Below are 22,538 nucleotides of genomic sequence, written 5' to 3' on the forward strand. Positions count from 1 at the left end.
CGTCAAACATCGAATCATCTGACTTCACCAATTCAGCCGTCGCCCGCCACAGTCCCGAGCCTTAAACAGACACAGGGAAATGTGGATGCTGACTGCTGGCAAGTCCGTGATGTTCAGACTCGATATCGAAGGTTTTTCCCATGATCTCCAGGTATACGAATTCAGCGCGAAGGAGGCGCTCAACCGAACTTATGAGGTCGAACTGGAACTGGTCAGCGAGCGCCCCGACCTTGATCTTGAATCCTTGCTGCACCGTCCCGCCTTCCTCTGTTTCAGTGCCGACGGCGCCGGCCTGCATGGGCAGGTTTATCGAATTGCCCAAGGCGACTCGGGCAAACGCCTGACCCGCTACCAGATCACGCTGGTGCCGCATCTGGCCTATCTGGCGCATCGACACAACCAGCGAATCTTCCAGCAACAGAGCGTGCCGCAAATGGTCGCCCGGGTGTTGAGTGACCACGGCATGCAAGCGGATGCCTGGCGCTTCCAGCTCAGTGCCGACTATCAACCTCGCACCTATTGCGTGCAGTTCGCCGAGACTGACCTGCACTTCATTCAGCGCTTGTGCGAGGAAGAGGGCATTCACTTTCATTTCCAGCACAGCCGCGATGGGCACCTGCTGGTGTTCGGTGACGATCAAAGCGTTTTCCTTCCGCCAGCCCAGCCCACGGTCTATGCACAGGACAGTGGCATGGTCGCCGACGCGGCAGTGATCGACCGTTTCAACGTGCGCCTGGAAACACGCACCACGCAGGTCAGTCGCCGTGATTACCACTTTGAAAAACCCAACGTGCAACTGGATGCCGAAGCCAAGGAAGCGCAGCTTCCAGTGCTTGAGGATTACGCCTTTCCCGGACAGTTCACCCACCGTGATCGCGGCAAACACCTGAGCCAGCGAGCCCTTGAACGCCATCGTGCCGATTACCGGCAGAGCCACGGACGCAGCGAACAAACCCTGCTGCGCAGTGGCAGCTTCGTCGACATGCGTGAACACCCGCGCGCCGATTACAACGGTTTATGGTTGCTGACCAGCGTCGAACATCTAGGTCGACAACCGCAGGTGCTGGAGGAATCTTTAACCGTCCCGGCTGCCGACGACGGCTTCAAGCAGGGGTATCGCAACCACTTCGTCGCAACACCGGGGGAGGTGATTTTCCGACCCGCACTCAAGCATCCGAAACCACGCATGACCGGCAACCAGCATGCAGTGGTGACCGGTCCGCCCGGCGAAGAAATCTACAACGACCGCTACGGGCGAATAAAAATCCAGCTGTTATGGGACCGCGAAGGCCAGTTCAATGAACAGTCCAGTTGCTGGCTGCGCGTCGCCACAAGCTGGGCTCATGAACAATACGGCAGCGTGCAGACTCCGCGCGTCGGCATGGAAGTGCTGGTCGGGTTTACCGAGGGCGATCCGGACAAGCCGTTCGTGCTGGGTTGCTTGCCCAACGCGGTGACACCGGTGCCGCTGGACCTGCCGGCCGAGCGCACGCGCAGCATTTGGCGCAGCCAGAGCAGTCCTGGCGGCGGTGGCTACAACGAGCTGCGCATCGAAGACCGCAAAGGCGCCGAAGAAATCGCCATCCGCGCCCAGCGTGACTTTGCGCAACTGGTGCTCAATGACCAGCGCGTGCAAGTCGACAATCAACACACCCTGGTCGTTGGCGGTATCAGCAGCCAGGAGCTGCGCAGCGACGAACACCATATGACCCACGGCAATCGCCTGACCGAACTCAAGCAGGACGATCACCTGTGGGTACACGGTGACCGCCATATCCGGGTCAGCAGCCAGCGGCTCAGCGCTACGCAGCACCTGCATTTTGGTGCCACTGCGCAAGTCGTCATCGATGGCGGCACGCAGTTGGTGCTGCAGTGCGGGGGGCATTGGCTGACGCTGGGGCCGGAAGGGATTTTCAGCAGCGTGCCGATTGTTCAGGGCGGTGTGCCGGCGGTCAGGTTGGCGGCAGAGCCGTTGGTGCCGGGGGCGGTGTCGTCGTTGACGGTGGCATTTGATCCGGTTCAACAGCGACAGGCGCTGGTTTCCAAGCGCCCTGCGCGCTGCCAGATTTGCGAGGCCGCGCAAGCATGAGCGGGTTGACTTCCTTTCCCGAGGGTTTGCCTTGGGGCGAGCAGCAGGCCTTTTTGTTGCTGGACGGTGCGACGATCAGCGATCTGCCGCAGCGGTTGAAACAGCTCAACCCGACGGCCAGAACGCTTGCCCTCTACGACCAACCACCGTTTTCAGCGTTGCGCGATGTCTCGCCATTGTTGGTGGCGATCGAGCAACCGGACGATCCCTTGGCGCAGTTCTATCTGCACAGCGCGCAGGAGGAGTGGGGCGTGTTGTTGTTCAGTGCTGCGCCGCTGCACAGCGTCGCCGAACACCTGCGCAAACTCATCACGGTCGAGTTGCCGAGCGGCCCGGCAGTGCTGTTGCGGCTGGCGGATGCGGCAGTGGCGCAGGCGTTGTTTGCCAGTGCCGATCAGTCTTTGTTCGGGCCTTTGACCTGTGTAGTGACAGCCGACGTCGTCAATGACCTTTGGCGGCTTCAGCGGCCCCGCCAGACGCAACATCCAGAGCTTACCGTGCCCTATCGCCTGAGTCCTGAGCAGGACATTGCGCTAGATCAGGTTGACCGGCGCCGAACGCTGCTTGAGCTCGATGCGCATTTGCTCCGCTACTTCTCTGAGCGCCATAGCGGCGAGAGTCTGGCACAACGCTGGGGCGTACTTGATCAGTTGGAAACTCAAGCATCTGCCCTCGGCCTCGGCGGTCCCTCTGCGTTGTTTTATTACGCCAACGTCGTGTTCTGGCTCGACAGCAGCGAGTTCGAACAGCATTCGCAAATCCATCACTTACTCCACACGCCCTCGCTGCAATCACCCGGCGAGCGCGTCGCGCTGGCTGCGGCCCTGGCGCATCAGTGGGCAGCTGAACGAGGTCGATCATGAACCATCCCGCCAACCTCGCCGCTGCCGCCGCATCCAAAACCCCTATCGGTTCTCCCGGCGCCTGCCCATTGCGGCAAACCCATGTGCAACTGTTGCCCTTGGCTTATGGCCTGGTGGAACGACCTCACGACCCGGCCGCTGAATTGACGCTGCCCTATGCCTTGACCGCGCGGCCAATGGGCATTCGCCGGTTGCGTGATGGCTGGCTGTACATCATCGACAGTCTCGGTGGCGAGTTGTACGAATACCGCGTGCTCGACGGCATCGTCACCGCGCTGCTGCACCAAGGTAAAACCGTCACTGAGGATCAACGCGCGGCCATCGAAGAACGTCCGGCGTTGATCTTTTCGCGCAAGAGCACGCTGTACGTGACTTTTGCCGAGGTGCAGTTAACGGCTGCCAAATGCCGGCAAGTGCTGGACAGCACGGAAGAGCGCGAGTACTTCATGCAGGCAGTCGATCTGGGGCCGGTCAATTGCCTGGTTGGCGGCGAGCATTTGTTGACCGTGGCGCAGGCAAAGCAGTGGCTCGCAGAAGTGGCGACTGGCGCTGAACCCATTACCGAAACCGATACGACGCGAATGCCGGCGGTGCAGGTCAGCGATGCGCCGGAGCACGAGCGCGAGCCTTATTTGTGGGAGCAGCCACGACGCTTTCGGGAAGCGCACATCGGCGAGTTTCTCGGTCGGGTGCGCGGGCCTTATCAGGACGACACGCTGTTTCTGCTGGTCAATGATGACCTGGGCGTGATGCGCGATCTGGCCGAGTATCAGGACACCGTGGTCGGCTGGGTCGAAGAGTGGAGCAACAGCGGCAACAACGAGCGCGATTATCTGCTGGCCAGTTACATCGAGTCCCTGAGCCAGCTCGGCAGCGCAGATTTCGACAGTCTGGCCAAGGCCAGTGCCGATCCGCGGGCCAAGGCTTTTTATGCCGAACTGGAGCAACTGCCCGAGCCGGATCGGGAGAATACCCGCAAGGCGTTGCTTGAGTATTTGAACAAGGGCGGCAAGGTTGAGCCCGCTTCTGCGGAGGCAACGCCAGAGCTTTCGCAACTTCGCGAAAAGGCCCTTGATGATGCGTTGGCGTTAAATCGATTCGATGGTTTAGCGCCGGACGCCAAGGCTTATGGTCGCGCTGCCGCCGAAGCGGATAGACGCTTCTATACACGCGAGTATTTTGCTGAAGTCGCCCCGCGAGACTTTGTCGAGCAGCACCTTTCGACACTGGTCGACCTCGGCAAGGATCAGGACCGACGCATGCGCGACGTGCTCGACGGCCCGTTCCTCAGCGGTAAACGCGGGGTCAACGACTTGATCGACCGCCCGGCCATGGACGAAGTCCTCAACCGTCATCGCGACAACCTCGGCCGCTGGAACCGCGTGCTCGAACGCATCACCGCTGACCGCACGCAACTGCTGATCGCCGGACGCTTCCATCGTTCGGCCTGGTACTACGACGCGCAAGTGACGGCGCAAATCGGCCAGGCCCTCAGCACCGAATACGCCTGCCTCAAGGACCTGTGCCGCAGCGACGAAGCAAGCGAAAAAATGCTCAGCTATCTGGAGGAGCACCCGGAACTGACCCGAACCCTGTTCTACACCTTGCCACTGCGCCTGCAATTGGAGCAGAGCGGGCAATACTCAACGCTGTTCAATGCCCTCATGGCCACGTTCAACAACTTGCCGGACTGGCTGGCCAAACTGAAAAAGATCGAACAACCGCAACTGCCGGCCCTCGACGATCTGCCCGAGCACTCCCGCACCGTCGCGGCAGCCGTGCAGGACACCTACAGCCCGGCACTGAACCTGGGCCTGAACCGCGTACTGGAAGGCTTCGACCTGTCGGGCGAGAAAATCCCAGAGCTGGATGAACTGTTCCAGCGCCTGCCCAAAGCACTGCGCCTGCGCCTTTTCGACGCGGCAAAAACCAGCGGCGTGACCTTCACCGTCGCCAGCCCCGCCGAACAATCCGCGCTGCAAGGCGCGATCAAGGAAGTGCTGCGCGAACGCGAATACCTGAAAACCCTCAACCGCGAACGCAACCAGCTCACCCACAACAAGAATCGTCAGGGCCACAAAGCGGCACGGGCGGTGGAGTTGCAGGAAGAGATTGTGCGGGTACGAGCGCAATTGACGCAGATCGAAGGGCGGCTGGCAGCGGCGCTGAGCCCGATTGAAGAACTGCCGGATCGCTCGGCCCGGCTGTACGGCGCAACACCGGCTCAAGCAGGGGTGACAGTGGTGTTTCCGCCGGCGCAGCAGGGGGAGTTGAGGAGTTTGTTGGGGAATATTCGGTTGGGCGTGAGTGGGGTGTCGGCGGGGAGTTTGGTGAAGACAGAGGGGATGGGGTTGGTGGTGGTTTTGGTGCAGGTGGTGAATTTGGTGGGGGCGTACCGGGAGTTGATGAAGCAGACCCGAGACAAGAAGAAGCGGGCGGACTTTTTTGCTGCTTTGGCTGCGACAGGGGCGGCCGGGTTTACTGCGGCGCAGGGGCTTGCGGAGACAGCGTTGAAGGCTCGTAGCACAGCGCTAATAGTTGCGCTTCAACCTCAAGCCTTACAGCACGTGCATGTGCAAATGGGCAAATTGCATGTTGGGTTGGGCATGTTCACCTACGGCGTTGGTCTGGTGGCTTCAGCGATCAGTCTTAAAAGCCAATATCAAAGATCGCAGCAGGCTATTCGTAGTGGTAATGAATCGGCACAAAGTGCGGCTGCGCTGGCCACATTGGGTGCGGGCGGAATGATGTCCGCCAATGCATATGGTTTTGGGCAGACCTTCTACGCCGGTTATACCGTAATTTCCGCACCAAACAGTGCCGCACGAACAGCAGCCTGGGCCGCAGCGGGGACACAACTTTCAAAAGTATTTTTCCGGTTCAATCTGGCGGGAGCGCTGTTCACTGTTCTGGAGTTCAGTGGCACCTGGTTGTTCAACCGATACAACATCAGTGCCCACGACAAATGGCTAAAAATCACTCCATGGAGTCGTGACGCCGAGATGCGTGGCGACCATTCACTCGATGACTATCACCGTTATCTGGCATTCCTGATCCACGCGCCTTACGCACAACTTGGGCCAAACCCACACGACTCCTGGCTGAAAAATCTGCTGTTCAAAGCCAAGCCCAGCGATATCCATCTGGTGCTGCCAAGACTGACGCTGAGCGATCTCCTACCTCCTCTTGGCGGCAAATCGAAATATCGGTTAGGCCTCGGCGCGCACCGTATTTCCATTCCCTTGCATAGTCGAGGAGCGCCACGAGAGCGCAAGGATGTAATCAGCGATGAGGTCGTCAGTAGCGTGAGGATTGTTGAGTCTACGACGAAGGGATTGGTGCTCTGCCTTCAGTACCCGGTGGACCCCAACTCTGAATTCAATCCAGCGAAAGAAACACTTGAACTGGCAGTCTGTATTCAGACCCTGAATGCTAAAAGTGAGTGGGTATCACGAACTCGTGTGATCCATATAGATCCTCGCGGTGAAGACCACTTTGAAGTGGTTGATCCCCAACTGGTCAAGGGGAATCCACCCATGCTGCTCGTCGAAGCCCAATTTCTGGAGCTGGCCGACCATGCCTAATAATCGCGATGAACCAGTAGGTAGGCCATATCTCGAACAGCCAAGAAAAGCAGGGGACATCGAGCCATTTCCGAGCGCAAAGATCACCTATCTCGCTCCGCTGCCCTTGCCAACACCGATACCGGCTTACGGTCCACATATTGGTGAGCTGAACGACGTTTTCATGGACTTTGGCTTGGGATCTCCCCAGGTTTTTATGTGGCAAATGACGTTGGGCGGACCATTCAGCGTGTCTTTCACAGTAGTTTTCTTATTCCCACTGATTACCGGGTTTTTGGGAGTTATTTTTGGGTATGGACAGGAATCCATTTGGGACTCGATGGTCGGTATCTTTGAAATAGCCTGCGAGAATATATTGTTCATCGGCCCGCTCATGCTCCTTATCAGTCTCGGCGTCTGGCACCACGTCCACAAAAAACGCGCCACAATCATCCCGACCCGCTTCAACCGCCAACGCCGCGAAGTCTGCTTCATGCCCGCAGGCGCCACAGAACCCGTCTTCGTCCCCTGGGAATCCCTCTCCGCCTGGATCATCGAAGCCCAAGGCGCGACCCAATACGGCATCCACCGCCAATACGGCATGGGTATCGGTTTCTATCACGGCGAAACCCTCATCAGCCTCGAATTCCAATGCGCTGGCCTGCCCCTCGCGATCAGCTACTGGGAAGCGATTCGCGGCTACATGGAATACGAGGTCAACGACCTCAAATCAATTCAGGACTTGCAAGACCTGCAAGGCCCCGACGATCCCCCCCACGAAGGCCTGCACACTTTCCGCAACGCCCGGGCGCGCATGCATCAGCAGATCCGTGAAGGCACACGAACAAGGCTGTCGGGCTTCTTCTGGTACCTCTACCACGTCATGACCTTGTGGACGATTCCCAACCACCTCGTCGAATGGGAAGTGCGCCGCCTGGAAAGGATCGGCAAGCAAACCCTGCCTGAAGTCATGCGCAAATGGTCAGAACCGCTGCCGCAAGACCAATGGGCCAAGCCCAGTGAAGAGTTGCTGCGGATGAGTGAGCAGGTGCGGCAAATGCAAAAGCGCCAGCCACATCGACCGATCACCGAGATCTTTGCTGAAGTACAACGCACGGCTTCAAACGGTAAGCGGCGTGCATGAGCTGTTTTTCAAATGCCACTCACCAAGCCTTCAGACGTGGGTAACTCCATCAAGCGCTCAGCACCGAATACGCCTGCCTCAAGGACCTGTGCCGCAGCGACGAAGCAAGCGAAAAAATGCTCAGCTATCTGGAGGAGCACCCGGAACTGACCCGAACCCTGTTCTACACCTTGCCGCTGCGCCTGCAATTGGAGCAGAGCGGGCAATACTCAACGCTGTTCAATGCCCTCATGGCCACGTTCAACAACTTGCCGGACTGGCTGGCGAAGCTGCGCAAAATCGAGCATCCGCAACTGCCGGCCCTCGACGATCTGCCCGAGCACTCCCGCACCGTCGCGGCAGCCGTGCAGGACACCTACAGCCCGGCACTGAACCTGGGCCTGAACCGCGTACTGGAAGGCTTCGACCTGTCGGGCGAGAAAATCCCCGATCTGGATGAACTGTTCCAGCGCCTGCCCAAAGCACTGCGCCTGCGCCTTTTCGACGCGGCAAAAACCAGCGGCGTGACCTTCACCGTCGCCAGCCCCGCCGAACAATCCGCACTGCAAGGCGCGATCAAGGAAGTGCTGCGCGAACGCGAATACCTGAAAACCCTCAATCGCGAACGCAACCAACTCACCCACAACAAGAATCGTCAGGGCCACAAAGCGGCACGGGCGGTGGAGTTGCAGGAAGAGATTGTGCGGGTACGAGCGCAATTGACGCAGATCGAAGGGCGACTGGCAGCGGCGCTGAGCCCGATTGAAGAACTGCCGGATCGCTCGGCCCGGCTGTACGGCGCGACGCCTGCGCGGGCGGGGGTGACAGTGGTGTTTCCGCCGGCGCAGCAGGGGGAGTTGAGGAGTTTGTTGGGGAATATTCGGTTGGGCGTGAGTGGGGTGTCGGCGGGGAGTTTGGTGAAGACAGAGGGGATGGGGTTGGTGGTGGTTTTGGTGCAGGTGGTGAATTTGGTGGGGGTATTCCGTGAAGTGCGTAGGCAGGCCCGAAATGAGCGAGTGTGGAAGCCATTCGCCGAAGCGGTAGCCGCGACGGGGGCCGCTGGATTTACCGCTGCGCAGAGCCTTGCGGATACAGCGTTGAAGGCGCGTAGTACGTCGCTTGTAGCAGGCTTGCAGCTCCATGCCTTGCAGAATGTACATGTGCAAATGGGCAAACTGCATATTGGATTAGGTTTCATCAGTTATAGCTTTGGTTTGGTGTCTTCAGCTGTCAGCTTAAAAAAACAGCAACAGAATTGGCAGCGGGCGATTCGCAGTGGAAATCAATCGGCGCAGGGTGCCGCCGCGCTAGCCACATTAGGTGCTGGCGGCATGGTAACGGTTAACGCTTACGGGCTGAGTCATACCGTTCACGCCACTTTCACTGTATTGACTGCTCCAAACAAGAGTGCACGAACAGCCGCTTGGGCCGCGGCCGGCACACGTCTTTCTAGCGTATTTTTCCGCTTTAATCTGGCGGGTGCGTTATTCACCGTTTTGGAACTCAGTGGTACTTGGCTATACAACCGCTACAACCTCAGTGCTCACGATAAATGGCTGAAAATTACACCTTGGAGTCGGGATGCCGAGATGCGCGGTGATCACTCATTGGATGACTATCAGAGTTATCTGGCATTCCTGATCCACGCGCCTTACGCACAACTTGGGCCAAACCCACACGACTCCTGGCTGAAAAATCTGCTGTTCAAAGCCAAGCCCAGCGATATCCATCTGGTGCTGCCAAGACTCACGCTGAGCGATCTCCTACCTCCTCTTGGCGGCAAATCGAAATATCGGTTAGGCCTCGGCGCGCACCGTATTTCCATTCCCTTGCATAGTCGGGGAGCGCCACGAGAGCGCAAGGATGTAATCAGCGATGAGGTCGTCAGTAGCGTGAGGATTGTTGAGTCTACGACGAAGGGATTGGTGCTCTGCCTTCAGTACCCGGTGGACCCCAACTCTGAATTCACTCCAGCGAAAGAAACGCTGGAACTGGCAGTCTGTATTCAGAGCGTGAACGGCAAAGGTGAGTGGGCGTCGCGGACCCGCGTAATCCATTTAGATCCCAGGGGAGATGGTCATTTTTCAGTGGTTGCGCCGGAGTTGGTCAAAGAGAAACCACCGGTATTGCTCGTTGAAACCCCGCTTCTGGAGCTAGCCGATCATGCCGAATAAGCCATTAGTTAGCTCGCAGATTGATCAACCTCGAAAAGCCGGAGACACGGAGGCATTTCAAAGTGGAAAGGTTACTTATCTCGCACCACTACCATTACCATCACCAATGCCACCCCACGGCCCGCATATCGGCAATCTGGATGATGTGTATATGGATTTTGGATTGGGATCACCCCAAGTCTTTTCATGGCAAGTAATTTTGGGTGGCACATTCAGTGTTTCTTTTTCAGTGGCCTTTCTCTTTCCATTGATAGGCGGTTTTCTTGGGCTGATGTTTGGTGATGGTTGGGACACCAGTTGGGTCTACGTAGAAGAGATCTTCGAGGAAACTAATGTGCTCGCATTGCAAACTGGTTTTCTGATTCTCGTAATCTGCTTAGGAGTCTGGCACCACGCCCACAAAAAACGCGCCTCAATCATCCCGACCCGCTTCAACCGCCAACGCCGCGAAGTCTGCTTCATGCCCGAAGGCGCCACCGAGCCCGTCTTCGTCCCATGGGAATCACTCTCCGCCTGGATCATCGAAGCCCAAGGCGCGACCCAATACGGCATCCACCGCCAATACGGCATGGGTATCGGTTTCTATCACGGCGAAACCCTCATCAGCCTCGAATTCCAATGCGCTGGCCTGCCCCTCGCGATCAGCTACTGGGAGGCCATTCGCGGTTACATGGAATACGAAGTCAACGACCTCAAATCCATCCAGGACCTGCAAGGCCCCGACGACCCTCCCCACGAAGGTCTGCACACCTTTCGCAACGCTCGCGCACGCATGCACCAGCAGATCTGTGAAGGCTCACGAACAAGGCTGTCGGGCTTCTTCTGGTACCTCTACCACGTCATGACCCTGTGGACGATCCCCAACCACCTCGTCGAATGGGAAGTGCGCCGCCTCGAAAGAATCGGCAAGCAAGCACTGCCCGACGTCATGCGCCAGTGGTCAGAACCGCTGCCGCAAGACCAATGGGCCAAACCCAGTGAAGAGCTGCTGCGGCTGAGTGAACAGGTGCGGCAGATGCAAAAGCGTCAACCTCATCGACCAATCACCGAAATTTTTGCGCAGGTGCAGCGCGAGCGTTAATAAAGCAAAAAACCGCAGGCAGCGATTTTTTGATCGTGCGCACTAAGGTAAAGCCGAATATCGCAAACAGAGACGGACAGTTTGCGCAGTTCGATGTGGCGCCGGCGGGGGGAGCGGCGGCAGTTGGTTTTTCATCAAAAAGACTCTTGCGCCCTTCATTGACGTTTGCGGTGGCTGGTTGATTGCCTTCGCGAGCAGGTTCGCTCCCACAGGGGAGTGCGGTGCAAATGTGGGAGCGAGCCTGCTCGCGAAGGGGCCGCTCGGTGAGTGCAAAAATCTGCTGCCTCGTGCTCTGCTAGAATCCGCCCCATCAACAGCCTGAGACTCCCCCATGAGTGAGCCGATTCGTCTGACCCAATACAGCCACGGCGCCGGTTGCGGCTGCAAGATTTCCCCGCAGGTGCTGGAAGTGATTCTGGCCGGCAGCGGCGCACAGAACCTTGATCCGAAACTGTGGGTCGGCAATGCCTCGCGCGATGACGCGGCGGTGTACGAGATCGATGCCGAACGCGGTGTGGTCTCGACTACCGATTTCTTTATGCCGATCGTCGACGACCCGTTCGACTTCGGCCGCATCGCCGCGACCAATGCGATCAGTGACATCTATGCGATGGGCGGCGATCCGCTGATGGCGATCGCCATTCTCGGCTGGCCGGTCAATGTACTGGCGCCGGAAGTGGCGCGCGAAGTGATTCGCGGTGGCCGTGCCGTGTGCGACGCCGCGGGCATTCCGCTGGCCGGCGGGCATTCGATCGATGCGCCGGAGCCGATCTTCGGCCTCGCTGTCACCGGTCTGGTGGAAAAACGCCACATGAAACGCAATGACACCGCCACCGCCGGTTGCCTGTTGTACCTGACCAAACCGCTGGGCATCGGCATCCTCACCACCGCCGAGAAGAAGGGCAAATTGCGCGCCGCCGACGTCGGCGTGGCCCGCGACTGGATGTGCACCCTGAACAAACCCGGCAGCCGCTTCGGCAAACTCGCCGGCGTTACGGCGATGACCGACGTCACCGGTTTTGGTCTGCTCGGGCATCTGGTGGAAATGGCCGATGGCAGCCAGCTCACCGCACGCATTGCCTATGACAGCGTGCCGCGTCTGGACAGCGTCGAGTATTACCTCGATCAGGGCTGTGTGCCCGGCGGAACGCTGCGCAATTTCGACAGCTATGCGAGCAAGGTCGGCCGCGTGCAGGAGTTGCACAAACGCGTGCTCTGCGACCCGCAAACCAGCGGTGGTCTGCTGATCGCCGTCACGCCTGAAGGCAATGAAGAGTTTCTTGCCGTCGCCGCCGAACTGGGCCTGAACCTGGCGCCAATCGGCGAACTGGTTGAGCGACAGACGAACGCAGTCGAGGTGATTTGATGCTCCGCGACTGCACTGACTACCGTGACATTTTTCTCAATGACCGGCCCATGATGGATGCCCGCGCGCCGGTCGAGTTTCACAAGGGCGCGTTCCCCGGTGTGATCAACCTGCCGCTGATGAACGACGTCGAACGGCAGAAGATCGGCACCTGCTACAAACAGCACGGTCAGCAGGCCGCCATCGAATTGGGTCATCAATTGGTGTCTGGCGCGGTGAAGGCCGAGCGCATCCAGGCCTGGGCCGAATTTGCCCGCGCCCATCCTGACGGCTATCTCTATTGTTTTCGCGGTGGCCTGCGTTCGCAGATCACTCAGCAATGGCTGCGTGACGAGGCCGGCATTGACTATCCGCGTGTCGGCGGTGGTTACAAGGCGATGCGCAACTTCCTCATCGACACCCTTGAGCAAGCGATCGCGCAATGTGATTTCGTCTTGCTGGGTGGCATGACCGGCACTGGCAAGACCGAAGTGCTGGTGCAGTTGCGCAATGGTCTGGACCTGGAAGGGCACGCCAATCATCGCGGCTCCAGCTTCGGCAAACGCGCTACCGGGCAGCCGTCGAATATCGATTTTGAGAACCGCCTGGCCATCGACATCCTCAAGAAACGTGACGCTGGTTTCGCGCAGTTTGTGCTGGAGGACGAGAGCCGGGTGGTCGGCAGTTGCGCCTTGCCGCTGCCGCTGTATCAGGGTATGCAGCAGTACCCGATGGTCTGGCTGGAAGACAGTTTTGACGATCGCGTCGAGCGGATCCTGCGGGATTATGTGGTGGACCTGTCGGCGGAGTTCTCCGCGGTGCACGGCGAGGAGGGCTTTACGCTGTTCGCTGAACGCCTGCTGGAAAGCCTGAACAATGTGCAGAAACGGCTGGGTGGCGAGCGCCATCGACGCATGCTGATTTTGATGGAAGACGCGTTGGCGGAGCAGGGCCGAAGCGGCGCGGTGGACTTGCATCGTGGCTGGATCGAAGGATTGCTGCGTGAGTATTACGACCCGATGTACGTGTTCCAGCGCGAGAAGAAGGGCGGGCGGATCGAATTCGCCGGGGAGCGTGGGGCGGTGCTTGAGTATCTGCGCGAGCGGGTCAATCAGAAGGTTTGAGGTTGTAGCGGCTGGCCTCTTCGCGAGCAGGCTCGCTCCCACATTGGATCTGCGTGAAATACAAATCCCCTGTGGGAGCGAGCTTGCTCGCGAAGGGGCCGGTTCAGGCCATACAAAACTCAGGTCGGGCAGGTGTCTTTGCCGTTATCCAGGCCCTGCTTGTAGCTGTGGCTCTGCAAACTGGCCTTGCCGTTGTGCCAGGTCAGGGTCAGCACATACAGCGAGTCAAAGTCGTTGCCCGCCCAGTCTTCGGTGATGTTCTGTTTCTCGCCGACCGCTTTGCCCGCCACCTTGTTGATCAGCTCCGGCAGATAGCCGTGGGACCAGGCGGTGTAGATCGTCGAGTTGTGATACTTGTCTTCCAGCAGTTCGCGGGCCAGATCGCTGGTGTCGTTGGCCGAAAACTCGATATTCACCGGCAGGCCGAGCTTGATCGCGGCGGGGCTGATGGTCATCAGTGGGCGGATGTAGCTGTAGGAGTTATCCAGCTCACCTTCTTCGACATTGCGCGTCGGATTGGCGGCGAACACGTAATCGGCCTTGCCGAATTTTTCCGGCAGCAGCGTCGACAGGTCGATGGCGCGGTTCAGGCCCTGGCAGTTGAGCTGGCCGAGACCACCCTCGGGCTTCTCCGCGTGGCGCAGGAACACCAGCGTCTGGGTGCCGTCCGCGGGTTGCGCGCGGCTCTCGCTCGACTCAAGAGACAGGAACAGCGCACTGACGGCCAGCAGGGAAGGCAGGGCCACATACGCGCGATGTTTGAAACGTTTGGCGAAACGCATAAGGTTCGTCATCAAATAGAAAGTTCTTCAGCTGATTCAATTAAGGCTGACAAACCTTTACACCGCGGGCTCCCAGCACCGGGTGTTTTCCCTGTCGTGAACAGCTTCCTCTGCGAGAAAGACATAGCTCAGAGTCCTCTGAGGCCCGTTGGTTCGATCCGAGCGAGTGCGCGGCACTCTAACGGCATCTTTTAAGGGCTTGGACGCAGGTTAGCGACAGGATGTTACCGTTCGTGTAGGCGCTGCAGCAGGCCTACATTATGATCAGGCTTTAATTTGTGACTGGATGCTTCCAATGACCGATCTGTCCGCGTTCCCGATCACCCAGAAATGGCCGGCGCAGTACCCTGACTGGATTCAACTCTATTCCTTGCCCACGCCCAACGGCGTCAAAGTCTCGATCATGCTCGAAGAAATCGGCCTGCCGTACGAGCCACACAAGGTCGCTTTTGACAGCAATGACCAGTTGTCGCCGGAGTTCCTGTCGCTGAACCCAAACAACAAGATCCCGGCGATCCTCGATTCCCATGGTCCCGAAGATAAGCCGCTGCCGCTGTTCGAGTCCGGTGCGATCCTGATTTATCTGGCCGACAAAAGCGGCCAGTTGCTGGCCCAGGAAGGCGCGCTGCGCTACGAAACGATTCAGTGGCTGATGTTCCAGATGGGCGGCATCGGCCCGATGTTCGGCCAGCTCGGTTTCTTCAACAAGTTCGCCGGCAAGGACTACGAAGACAAGCGTCCGCGTGATCGTTATGTCGATGAAAGCAAACGCCTGCTCAAAGTGCTCGACGGTCGGCTCGAGGGCCGTGACTGGATCATGGGTGAGCGCTATACCATTGCCGATATCGCCACGTTTCCGTGGGTGCGTAACTTGATCGGGTTTTATGAAGCGGGTGATCTGGTTGGCATCAGCAACTTCCCGAATGTTACCCGTGTGCTGGAGCGATTCCTCGCGCGCCCGGCAGTCATTCGCGGCCTGACCATCCCTTCCTGACTACACACATAACCCCTGTGGGAGCGAGCCTGCTCGCGAATTCGGTGTATCAGAAACAATTGGGTTGACTGATACGACGCTTTCGCGAGCAGGCTCGCTCCCACAAGGGAATTGGTGTTGCGGCGCATAGATTGTTGCACCCCCAGTAATGCACTCTTGATTGATCCAGGTTTGTACCTCGCCCCCCGCAAGGCATAAGCTTCGCCCCCTACGACTTTCGTCTCATCTGCCGTTTTCAGGAAAGGCCCCCATGTCCAGTCAGTTCCCCGAAGCACGTCCCCGCCGTCTGCGCCGCAATGCGAGCCTGCGCAGCCTGTTCCAGGAAACCGAGTTCAGCCTGAACGATCTGGTGCTGCCGATTTTCGTCGAAGAGGAAATCGACGACTTCGTGCCAATCAAAAGCATGCCCGGAGTGATGCGCATTCCTGAGCGCAAACTGGCCAGCGAAATCGAGCGCTATGCCCGCGCCGGCATCAAATCGGTAATGACCTTCGGCGTGTCCCACCACCTGGACAGCAACGGCAGTGACACCTGGCGCGAAGAAGGCCTGGTCTCGCGAATGTCGCGCATTGCCAAAGATGCCGTGCCGGAAATGATCGTCATGTCTGACACCTGCTTCTGCGAATACACCGATCACGGCCACTGCGGCGTGATGCACAACCATGAAGTCGACAACGACCAGACCCTGATCAACCTCGGCAAACAAGCCGTGGCAGCGGCCCGCGCCGGTGCGGACGTGATCGCGCCGTCGGCAGCGATGGATGGTCAGGTGCGGGCGATTCGTCAGGCCCTGGATGCGGCCGGGTTCACGCAGATTCCGATCATGGCTTACTCGACCAAATTTGCTTCGGCACTCTACGGCCCGTTCCGCGAGGCCGGCGGCAGTGCGCTGAAGGGCGACCGCAAAAGCTACCAGATGAACCCGATGAACCGCCGCGAAGCCTTGCGTGAATCACTGTTGGATGAACAGGAAGGCGCCGATGCGCTGATGGTCAAACCGGCCGGTGCGTACCTCGACATCATTCGTGATATTCGTGAAGCCTCGAACCTGCCGCTGGCGGCGTATCAGGTCAGCGGCGAGTACGCGATGATCAAGTTCGGCGCACAGGCCGGGGCGATCGATGAGGATCGTGTGGTGCGTGAAAGCCTGGGCGCGATCAAGCGTGCGGGTGCTGATTTGATCTTCACCTATTTTGCGATGGATCTGGCATTGGCGGGGATCTAAAGACCACCGCGTTACCCCTGTGGGAGCGAGCCTGCTCGCGAAAGCGGTTTATCAGCTGACATTAGTGTTGACTGACACGACGCTTTCGCGAGCAGGCTCGCTCCCACATTTGATTTGTAGTGTGTCAGGGGCAGTTGAAGAATGGCCGGATCCCGTGATCGCGGAAGTAGCGTCCGATCACTTTCGGATCCGCACTGTTCTCGGCAATCGCCACATACGTATCCGGGCGCAGCAGATAAAAACCGTTACGCCCCAACCCCGCCGTTTCAAACGCCGGGCGCCAGTCGAACACGTGCAGCGGCAAATGATGTTCCTGGCACCAGGCAATCATTTCGTCGCTGGTGTCGCCGTACACATGCACCTGCCAGCACGGCTGTCTGAGCGGTTCGTAGTTATCCCCCTCACCATCATGCGCCCACGGCAAGCGGTCGCCGCCATGCACATGGCCGGCTGCGCCCCGACTCAGCGGCATGCCGCGATAGTTGAGGGTGACTTGCGACACCGTGCGAAAAAGGAATTCGCGACTGGCCTCGAACGAGGCCATTTTCGGGATCAGAAACGGTGCCACACGCATGCGCAGCAGATCGGCCATGCGCCCCTCGGCGGTGACGAAACTGAAGACTTTATCGGTGGTCGACACCAGTCGACGGGCGAAGGCCTTGCGTTCGGTTTCGTAGCTGTCGAGCAGGCGTGGTTCGGCAGCGCCGCTGAGCACTGCGGCAAGTTTCCACGCCAGGTTGATCGCGTCACCGATGCCGGTGTTCATGCCCTGACCGCCCGCCGGGCTGTGCACATGCGCGGCATCGCCGAGCAGAAACGCGCGGCCGCTGCGGAAATGTTCAGCCACGCGGTGATGCACGCGGTAGGTCGAAAACCAGTGGACGTCTTCGATATGCACTTTCAGGTGTTCGATGGCGCGGCTGCTGACATCGGAAAACGCCAGGGTTTCGGCGCGATCCGCACGTTCATCACGCACAGTGCCGATCAGCCGCGCGCGGCCTTCGCCGGCCAGTGGAAACACGGCGAGAAAGTCCGCTTCATCCAGATCCAGGTGCAGCTCGCCGTTCATCGCAGGGCCGCTGGCTTTGACGTCGGCGACGTAGAAAATCTGCTGATAGGTGCCGCCGGGAAAACCGGTGTCGAGGGTTTTGCGCACGACTGAGCGGGCGCCGTCACAGCCGGCCAGATAACAGGCCTGGCAGATTTCCTGTTCGCCATCGGGCAGGCGCAGATGCGCGGTGAGGCCATCGCCGGTTTCCTCGAAACTGTCCAGCGTGGTGTTGCGTTCGACCGTGACGCCGTAGTCTTCGAGACGCTCGATCAACAGCCGCTCATGTTCATCCTGCGGGAAGATTTCAACGAACGCGTAGGGCGTCAGGCCTTCGCCGATGCGGTTCAGCGGCAATTGCGCGACCGGTTTGCCATTGACCCAGAAATTCGCCGCCGCCACCCGATGGCCGTTGCGCACAATAGTGTCGGCGAGGTCCAGTTGCCGGTACAACTCAAGGGTGCGCGCCTGCACCGCCAACGCTCGCGAAGTGGTGCCGGGCGCGGAGGTTTTATCGATGATGCGCACGCGCACGCCGAGTTTGCTCAGCCACAGGGCCAGCACCAGACCGGTGGGGCCGGCGCCGATGATCAGGACGTCGCTGCGGTTCATGGGCCTGTCCTCCGTTTGCTGTGCAGCAAGTATGGATCAGAAGGAGAGGGTGGCCAGTTGATCGGCCAGACGGAAGAAGGCCCCGCAGCGGTGAGGCTGTGGGGCCTTTTTTGGGTGTTCGGCAAGGGGGCTGTTGTGCTGCGTAGATCCGGGCCCCTCACCCCAGCCCTCTCCCGAGGGAGAGGGAGCCGATTTGTGTGTTTTTTAAGACCTGAGTTCGACTCGATATTTCAGGTCGGTGTAACTTGCAAGAACACCACGGTCAGTCCCCTCTCCCTCTGGGAGAGGGTTAGGGTGAGGGGCTTTTCAGCCTTAGAAATCAATAGTCCCGGACAACTTCGCCACCCGCGGCTCACCCTGAGTCAGATAACCACCCTGAGCCGATTCCCAATACTTCTTGTTCGCCAGATTCTCCACGCCCAGACGCACGGTCACGTCCTTCTCCGACACCTTGAACGCATAACGCGCGCCGGCATCGAAACGGTTCCAGGTCGGCAGGCTGAGATTGTTCGCCGCGTCCGCGTATTGACCGCCAGTGCGCAGCATCCGCGCATTCAGCGCTACGCCTTGCAGGCCGGGTACATCCCAGTCGGCGCCGGCGTTGAACTGGAAGGTCGGCACGCCGATCGCACGGTTGCCGTCGTTGGCGCCGTTGAGAGTGTTCTTCAGTTCGGTGTCCATCAGGGTCAGGCCGCTGATCAGACGCAGGCCCTGGATCGGCTCGCCGAATACGTTCATTTCCAAGCCTTTGTTGACCTGCTCGCCTTCACGTACGTAGGTGCAGGTGGTGGCGCTATCGATTTCGCAGTAACCATCGCTCGGCTGTTCGATGCGATAAACACCCAGGCTCGCGCCGTAAGTGCCCATGTCGACTTTCACCCCGACTTCGGTCTGCTTGGAACGCGCGGGTGCATAGACTTCGTTGCCGTTGGTCACCCTGAAACCACCGGAGCTGGTCGGCGAAGTCGGGCCTTGGGCCAGGCCTTCGATGTGGTTGGCGTAGAACGACACGTGTTCCCACGGCTTGAACACCACGCCGTACACCGGCGTGGTGATCGATTCGTCGTAGCTCGACTTGCGGTCGCCGCTGCCCCAGCTGGCGTAGTTGTAGCCTTGCACCACCAGTTGCTGGCGACGCAGGCCGGCGGTGACCAACAGGCGATCATCGAAGAAACCGAGGGTGTCGGAAATCGCGATACTGCGGTTGAAGGTCTTGCCGACGATGCCTGGATCATTCAAATCACCACCGGCAAAGTTGCCGACCGGCGACGGTGTTTGCACCGGGTGATAGATGTTGTTGGCGTATTGGGTCAGGTCGAAATCATAGGCGCTGCGCTGTTCGGCCCAGATACCGGTCAGGCCGAAATTGAGCTTGTGGCTGACCGGGCCGGTGTTGAATTTGCCGTTGAGGCCGGCCATCACGCTGGTGTTGTCTTCATCGTGCGGAATGAACGAACCCGTGGTAAACGACGCGCCGCTGTTGCCAACCAAAGTGGTTGAGTTGTAGCGCCCGACTTCACGGGTGTGCTTGGCGCCGCCGGCCGCGTATGCGGTCCAGTTGTCGTTCAGGTCGTACTCGGCGCGGAGCATGCTGAAGGTGTCTTCGATGTCGGTGTAGCCCCACTTCGGCGCGTAGTTGGTATCGGCCGATGGCGCGTCCGGAATGTGCGTGGCGGTGCCGAGGTTGACCGAGTTGCGGCCACCGTTGACGCGTTCTTTCTGATAGGCGAAGTCGCCAGAGATGCGCAGGGCATCGCCGCGATAATCGAGGCCGATGGCGAACAGTTTCGAGCGCTGGTTCTCGTGATCGATACCAGTGTCGCCTTCGCGCTGGGACAGGTTGATCCGGGCGCCGAAGCGGTTGTCTTCACCGAAGCGCTGGCCAATGTCGAAGTGATGACCGATGCGACCTTCGCTGTTGATGTCGGTGGTGTAACGCCGCAGCGGCACGTCGCCGGCGCGCTTCGGTTGCAGGTTGACGCCACCGCCGATGCCGGAGCCGGTCGGGGTTACGCCGTTGATGAAGGCGTTCGGGCCTTTGAACACTTCCACGCGCTCCAGTGCATCGGTGGAAATGATCTGCCGTGGCAGCACGCCGTACAGGCCGTTATAGGAAATATCGTCACCGTTCAGCGGCAGGCCGCGAATCATGAAGACCTGCGCCTGGTTGGAGAAACCCGAGGCCTGACGCACCGACGAATCGTTGAGCAGCACATCGGCGACGTTTTCGGCCTGCTGATCCTGAATCAATTGTTCGGTGTAGGAGGCGGCGCTGAACGGCACGTCCATCATGTCCTGGTTGCCCAGCACGCCAAGTTGACCACCGCGGGCGACCTGACCACCCGCGTAAACCGGGGGCAAGGCGTTGGGCGTCGGGGCCTGAGCATTGACGTTGACGTCGTCCAGCACCAGCGCCTTGTTATCGCCGTCTGCGGCGTGGGCGGCGACTGTCAGGGAGCACAGCAGGGCGAGAAGCGTCGGGCGAAACGGGACGGCGAGTCGAGCTGAAGCGGGCATGTAGGGACCTGGAGGCACGCGGCCGGTGAGAAAAATAAGGGCGGCGCGGGAACTCCTTGCGCAAATGCGACTCCAGGTGCAAATGATAGATTTTCTCAGTAACGTTTTGCAATCAGTTTGTCATCAGTCTTGGAAAGGTCTATTTCGCGGCACTTGGCGACACAGGGAGATGAGCATCAAGGGAACAGCGCCAAATCAGCGCAGTCCTAGCCTGCGCCACACTATTGAACGTATGGTGAACCCGGCACAACGGACTGGATGAAGTTTCATGCACAACTTTCGATTACCGATCACCCTTGCCGCACTGCTGGTGCTCGCCGGTTGCGCGGGGCAGCGCAGTCAGGAACCGGTGCCGCGTGCGCCTGCCGAAGTGAAGGCCGAGATTGTGCGGCTGATGCCGGCCAAGACGGCCGATCGGCAAGGCTGGGCCACTGATATCTACGCCGCGTTTGCCGCGCAGAACATCAGCCCGACCACGCAGAATCTGTGTTCGGTGCTGGCCGTGGCCGAGCAGGAATCCACCTTCCAGGCCGACCCCACGGTGCCCGGCCTGGGCAAGATCGCCCGCGACGAAATTGACCGCCGCGCCGCCAAAGTGCACATCCCCAGCCTGTTGGTCAGCGGCGCTCTGCAAGTGCGTTCAACCAACGGCAAGACCTACAGCGAACGCCTGAATGCGGCGCGCAGTGAAAAAGAACTGAGTGCAATCTTCGATGATTTCATCGGCAGGGTGCCGATGGGTCGCACGCTGTTCGGCGTCTTTAACCCGGTGCACACCGGCGGTCCGATGCAGGTCAGCATCGAGTTTGCCGAACAGCACGCCAAGGATTATCCGTACCCGGTGGACGGCACGATCCGCCGTGAAGTGTTCAGTCGACGTGGTGGCATGTATTTCGGTATCGCGCATTTGCTCGGCTATCCGGTGAGCTACCGCGAGCCGCTGTATCGGTTTGCCGATTTCAACGCCGGTTGGTACGCCAGTCGCAATGCCGCATTTCAAAACGCGGTCAGCCGCGCTTCGGGCATCCCGCTGGCGCTCGATGGCGACCTGATCCGCTACGACTCGATCATGCCCGGCGGCACGGAACTGGCGGTACGCACCCTCGGCAAGTCATTGGGTATGCGCAACCCGACCATTCGCGATCAATTGGAGAAGGGCAAAACCCTGGAGTTCGAAGAGACCAAACTCTATCAACGGGTGTTCGAACTGGCGGAGCAAGCGGAAGGTAAGACGCTGCCGCGCGCGGTGCTGCCGGGGATCGTGCTGCAAAGTCCGAAAATCACTCGCAAGTTGACTACAGCGTGGTTCGCCAAACGGGTGGATGAGCGCTACAAGCGCTGCATGGCCAAGGGCAGTTAAAACAGGCGGACATAAAAAACCCGGCTGACTGCGCCGGGTTTCTCTGGGTTGCTGCGATGTTCCACTTCATTCAAGCGTTGCGAAGTTCGTTCAAACGATCTGCGCCACCTTCGGCGACAGTGTTGCCCTGCAGGCGATCCGAGCCATCAGCGGCGACAGTGTTGCCTTGCAGACGGTCAGAGCCATCAGCGGCGACGGTGTTGCCTTGCAGACGATCAGAGCCATCAGCGGCGACAGTGTTGCCTTGCAGACGATCAGAGCCATCAGCGGCGACGGTGTTGCCTTGCAGACGATCAGAGCCATCAGCGGCGACAGTGTTGCCTTGCAGACGATCAGAGCCATCGGCGGCGACAGTGTTGCCCTGCAGACGATCAGAGCCATCAGCGGCGACGGTGTTGCCTTGCAGACGATCAGAACCATCCGCCGCAACAGCGTTCTGGTACAGACGATCCGAGCCGTCGGCGGCGATCATTGTGTGGGCCGGGGTAGCGGCGAAAGCGTTAACTGCGAAAACCGAGAAAGCGATGCTGAGAAGAGTCTGGCGTTTCATGATGGTGTGCTCCGGGGTGTTATTGGTTGGTATGGAGCAGATGTTACGCCGCGGATTTTTTATGAGAACTTCATTGCCGTGATGGTGA

The 22,538-nt window shown here is 59.3% G+C and carries 15 protein-coding genes; 11 read left to right on the forward strand and 4 right to left on the reverse strand.

What is annotated here, in order from left to right; translation table 11 throughout:
• The first annotated feature begins 85 nt into the window (after positions 1 to 85).
• From ACOYXJ_RS19525 to mnmH, 8 genes are all read left to right on the forward strand, one after another.
• Complete coding sequence (locus tag ACOYXJ_RS19525) at positions 86 to 2,089, forward strand: type VI secretion system Vgr family protein (RefSeq protein WP_460371088.1); 2,004 nt, start codon at positions 86 to 88, stop codon at positions 2,087 to 2,089.
• The gene (locus ACOYXJ_RS19530; protein ID WP_460371090.1) at positions 2,086 to 2,952 is read left to right on the forward strand and encodes a DUF4123 domain-containing protein; all 867 of its coding nucleotides are present in this window, start codon (positions 2,086 to 2,088) and stop codon (positions 2,950 to 2,952) included. The genes ACOYXJ_RS19525 and ACOYXJ_RS19530 overlap by 4 nt, the downstream gene beginning before the upstream one ends.
• Positions 2,949 to 6,536: a toxin VasX gene (locus ACOYXJ_RS19535; RefSeq protein ID WP_460371092.1), complete on the forward strand. Its 3,588-nt coding sequence runs from the start codon at positions 2,949 to 2,951 to the stop codon at positions 6,534 to 6,536. Before ACOYXJ_RS19530 ends, ACOYXJ_RS19535 begins: the two co-directional genes overlap by 4 nt.
• Positions 6,529 to 7,659, forward strand: a complete 1,131-nt coding sequence (locus ACOYXJ_RS19540) for a hypothetical protein (protein ID WP_460371094.1) — start codon at positions 6,529 to 6,531, stop codon at positions 7,657 to 7,659. The genes ACOYXJ_RS19535 and ACOYXJ_RS19540 overlap by 8 nt, the downstream gene beginning before the upstream one ends.
• Before the next feature lie 116 nt (positions 7,660 to 7,775).
• Positions 7,776 to 9,812: a hypothetical protein gene (locus ACOYXJ_RS19545; RefSeq protein WP_460371096.1), complete on the forward strand. Its 2,037-nt coding sequence runs from the start codon at positions 7,776 to 7,778 to the stop codon at positions 9,810 to 9,812.
• Entirely contained in the window at positions 9,802 to 10,893 is a 1,092-nt protein-coding gene (locus ACOYXJ_RS19550) for a hypothetical protein (RefSeq protein ID WP_460371098.1), read from the forward strand. The genes ACOYXJ_RS19545 and ACOYXJ_RS19550 overlap by 11 nt, the downstream gene beginning before the upstream one ends.
• A gap of 331 nt (positions 10,894 to 11,224) precedes the next feature.
• Positions 11,225 to 12,259 carry a selenide, water dikinase SelD gene (selD, locus tag ACOYXJ_RS19555; RefSeq protein WP_186616671.1) on the forward strand — a complete coding sequence of 345 codons (1,035 nt, stop codon included), beginning with the start codon at positions 11,225 to 11,227 and terminating at the stop codon, positions 12,257 to 12,259.
• Positions 12,259 to 13,362: a tRNA 2-selenouridine(34) synthase MnmH gene (gene mnmH / locus ACOYXJ_RS19560; RefSeq protein WP_460371100.1), complete on the forward strand. Its 1,104-nt coding sequence runs from the start codon at positions 12,259 to 12,261 to the stop codon at positions 13,360 to 13,362. The genes selD and mnmH overlap by 1 nt, the downstream gene beginning before the upstream one ends.
• Before the next feature lie 119 nt (positions 13,363 to 13,481).
• Here the strand turns inward: mnmH and ACOYXJ_RS19565 are convergent, their stop codons facing one another.
• Positions 13,482 to 14,156 carry a histidine phosphatase family protein gene (locus ACOYXJ_RS19565; protein WP_122608618.1) on the reverse strand — a complete coding sequence of 225 codons (675 nt, stop codon included), beginning with the start codon at positions 14,154 to 14,156 and terminating at the stop codon, positions 13,482 to 13,484.
• A gap of 283 nt (positions 14,157 to 14,439) precedes the next feature.
• On the opposite strand from ACOYXJ_RS19565, the gene ACOYXJ_RS19570 reads away from it, so the two are divergent.
• Together ACOYXJ_RS19570 and hemB are read left to right on the forward strand one after the other, a co-directional pair.
• Entirely contained in the window at positions 14,440 to 15,138 is a 699-nt protein-coding gene (locus ACOYXJ_RS19570; protein WP_460371102.1) for a glutathione binding-like protein, read from the forward strand.
• 250 nt (positions 15,139 to 15,388) lie between these two features.
• Complete coding sequence (gene hemB, locus ACOYXJ_RS19575) at positions 15,389 to 16,363, forward strand: porphobilinogen synthase (RefSeq protein WP_047300672.1); 975 nt, start codon at positions 15,389 to 15,391, stop codon at positions 16,361 to 16,363.
• 124 nt (positions 16,364 to 16,487) lie between these two features.
• Here the strand turns inward: hemB and ACOYXJ_RS19580 are convergent, their stop codons facing one another.
• Positions 16,488 to 18,023 (reverse strand): FAD-dependent oxidoreductase, encoded by a 1,536-nt coding sequence (locus ACOYXJ_RS19580; protein ID WP_460371104.1) that lies wholly within the window; start codon positions 18,021 to 18,023, stop codon positions 16,488 to 16,490.
• 312 nt (positions 18,024 to 18,335) lie between these two features.
• Entirely contained in the window at positions 18,336 to 20,540 is a 2,205-nt protein-coding gene (locus tag ACOYXJ_RS19585; protein WP_460371106.1) for a TonB-dependent receptor, read from the reverse strand.
• Positions 20,541 to 20,808: 268 nt separating this feature from the next.
• Here ACOYXJ_RS19585 and ACOYXJ_RS19590 point away from each other — a divergent pair, with 268 nt between their 5' ends.
• Positions 20,809 to 21,900, forward strand: coding sequence for a DUF1615 domain-containing protein (locus ACOYXJ_RS19590; RefSeq protein WP_460371108.1), 1,092 nt, complete (start codon positions 20,809 to 20,811; stop codon positions 21,898 to 21,900).
• Positions 21,901 to 21,970: 70 nt separating this feature from the next.
• On the opposite strand, the gene ACOYXJ_RS19595 is transcribed toward ACOYXJ_RS19590, so the two are convergent.
• On the reverse strand, positions 21,971 to 22,450 hold the full coding sequence (locus ACOYXJ_RS19595) for a hypothetical protein (protein WP_460371110.1): 480 nt from the start codon (positions 22,448 to 22,450) through the stop codon (positions 21,971 to 21,973).
• Positions 22,451 to 22,538 lie beyond the last annotated feature (88 nt).

This window comes from Pseudomonas sp. Tul2A7 (assembly GCF_054790505.1).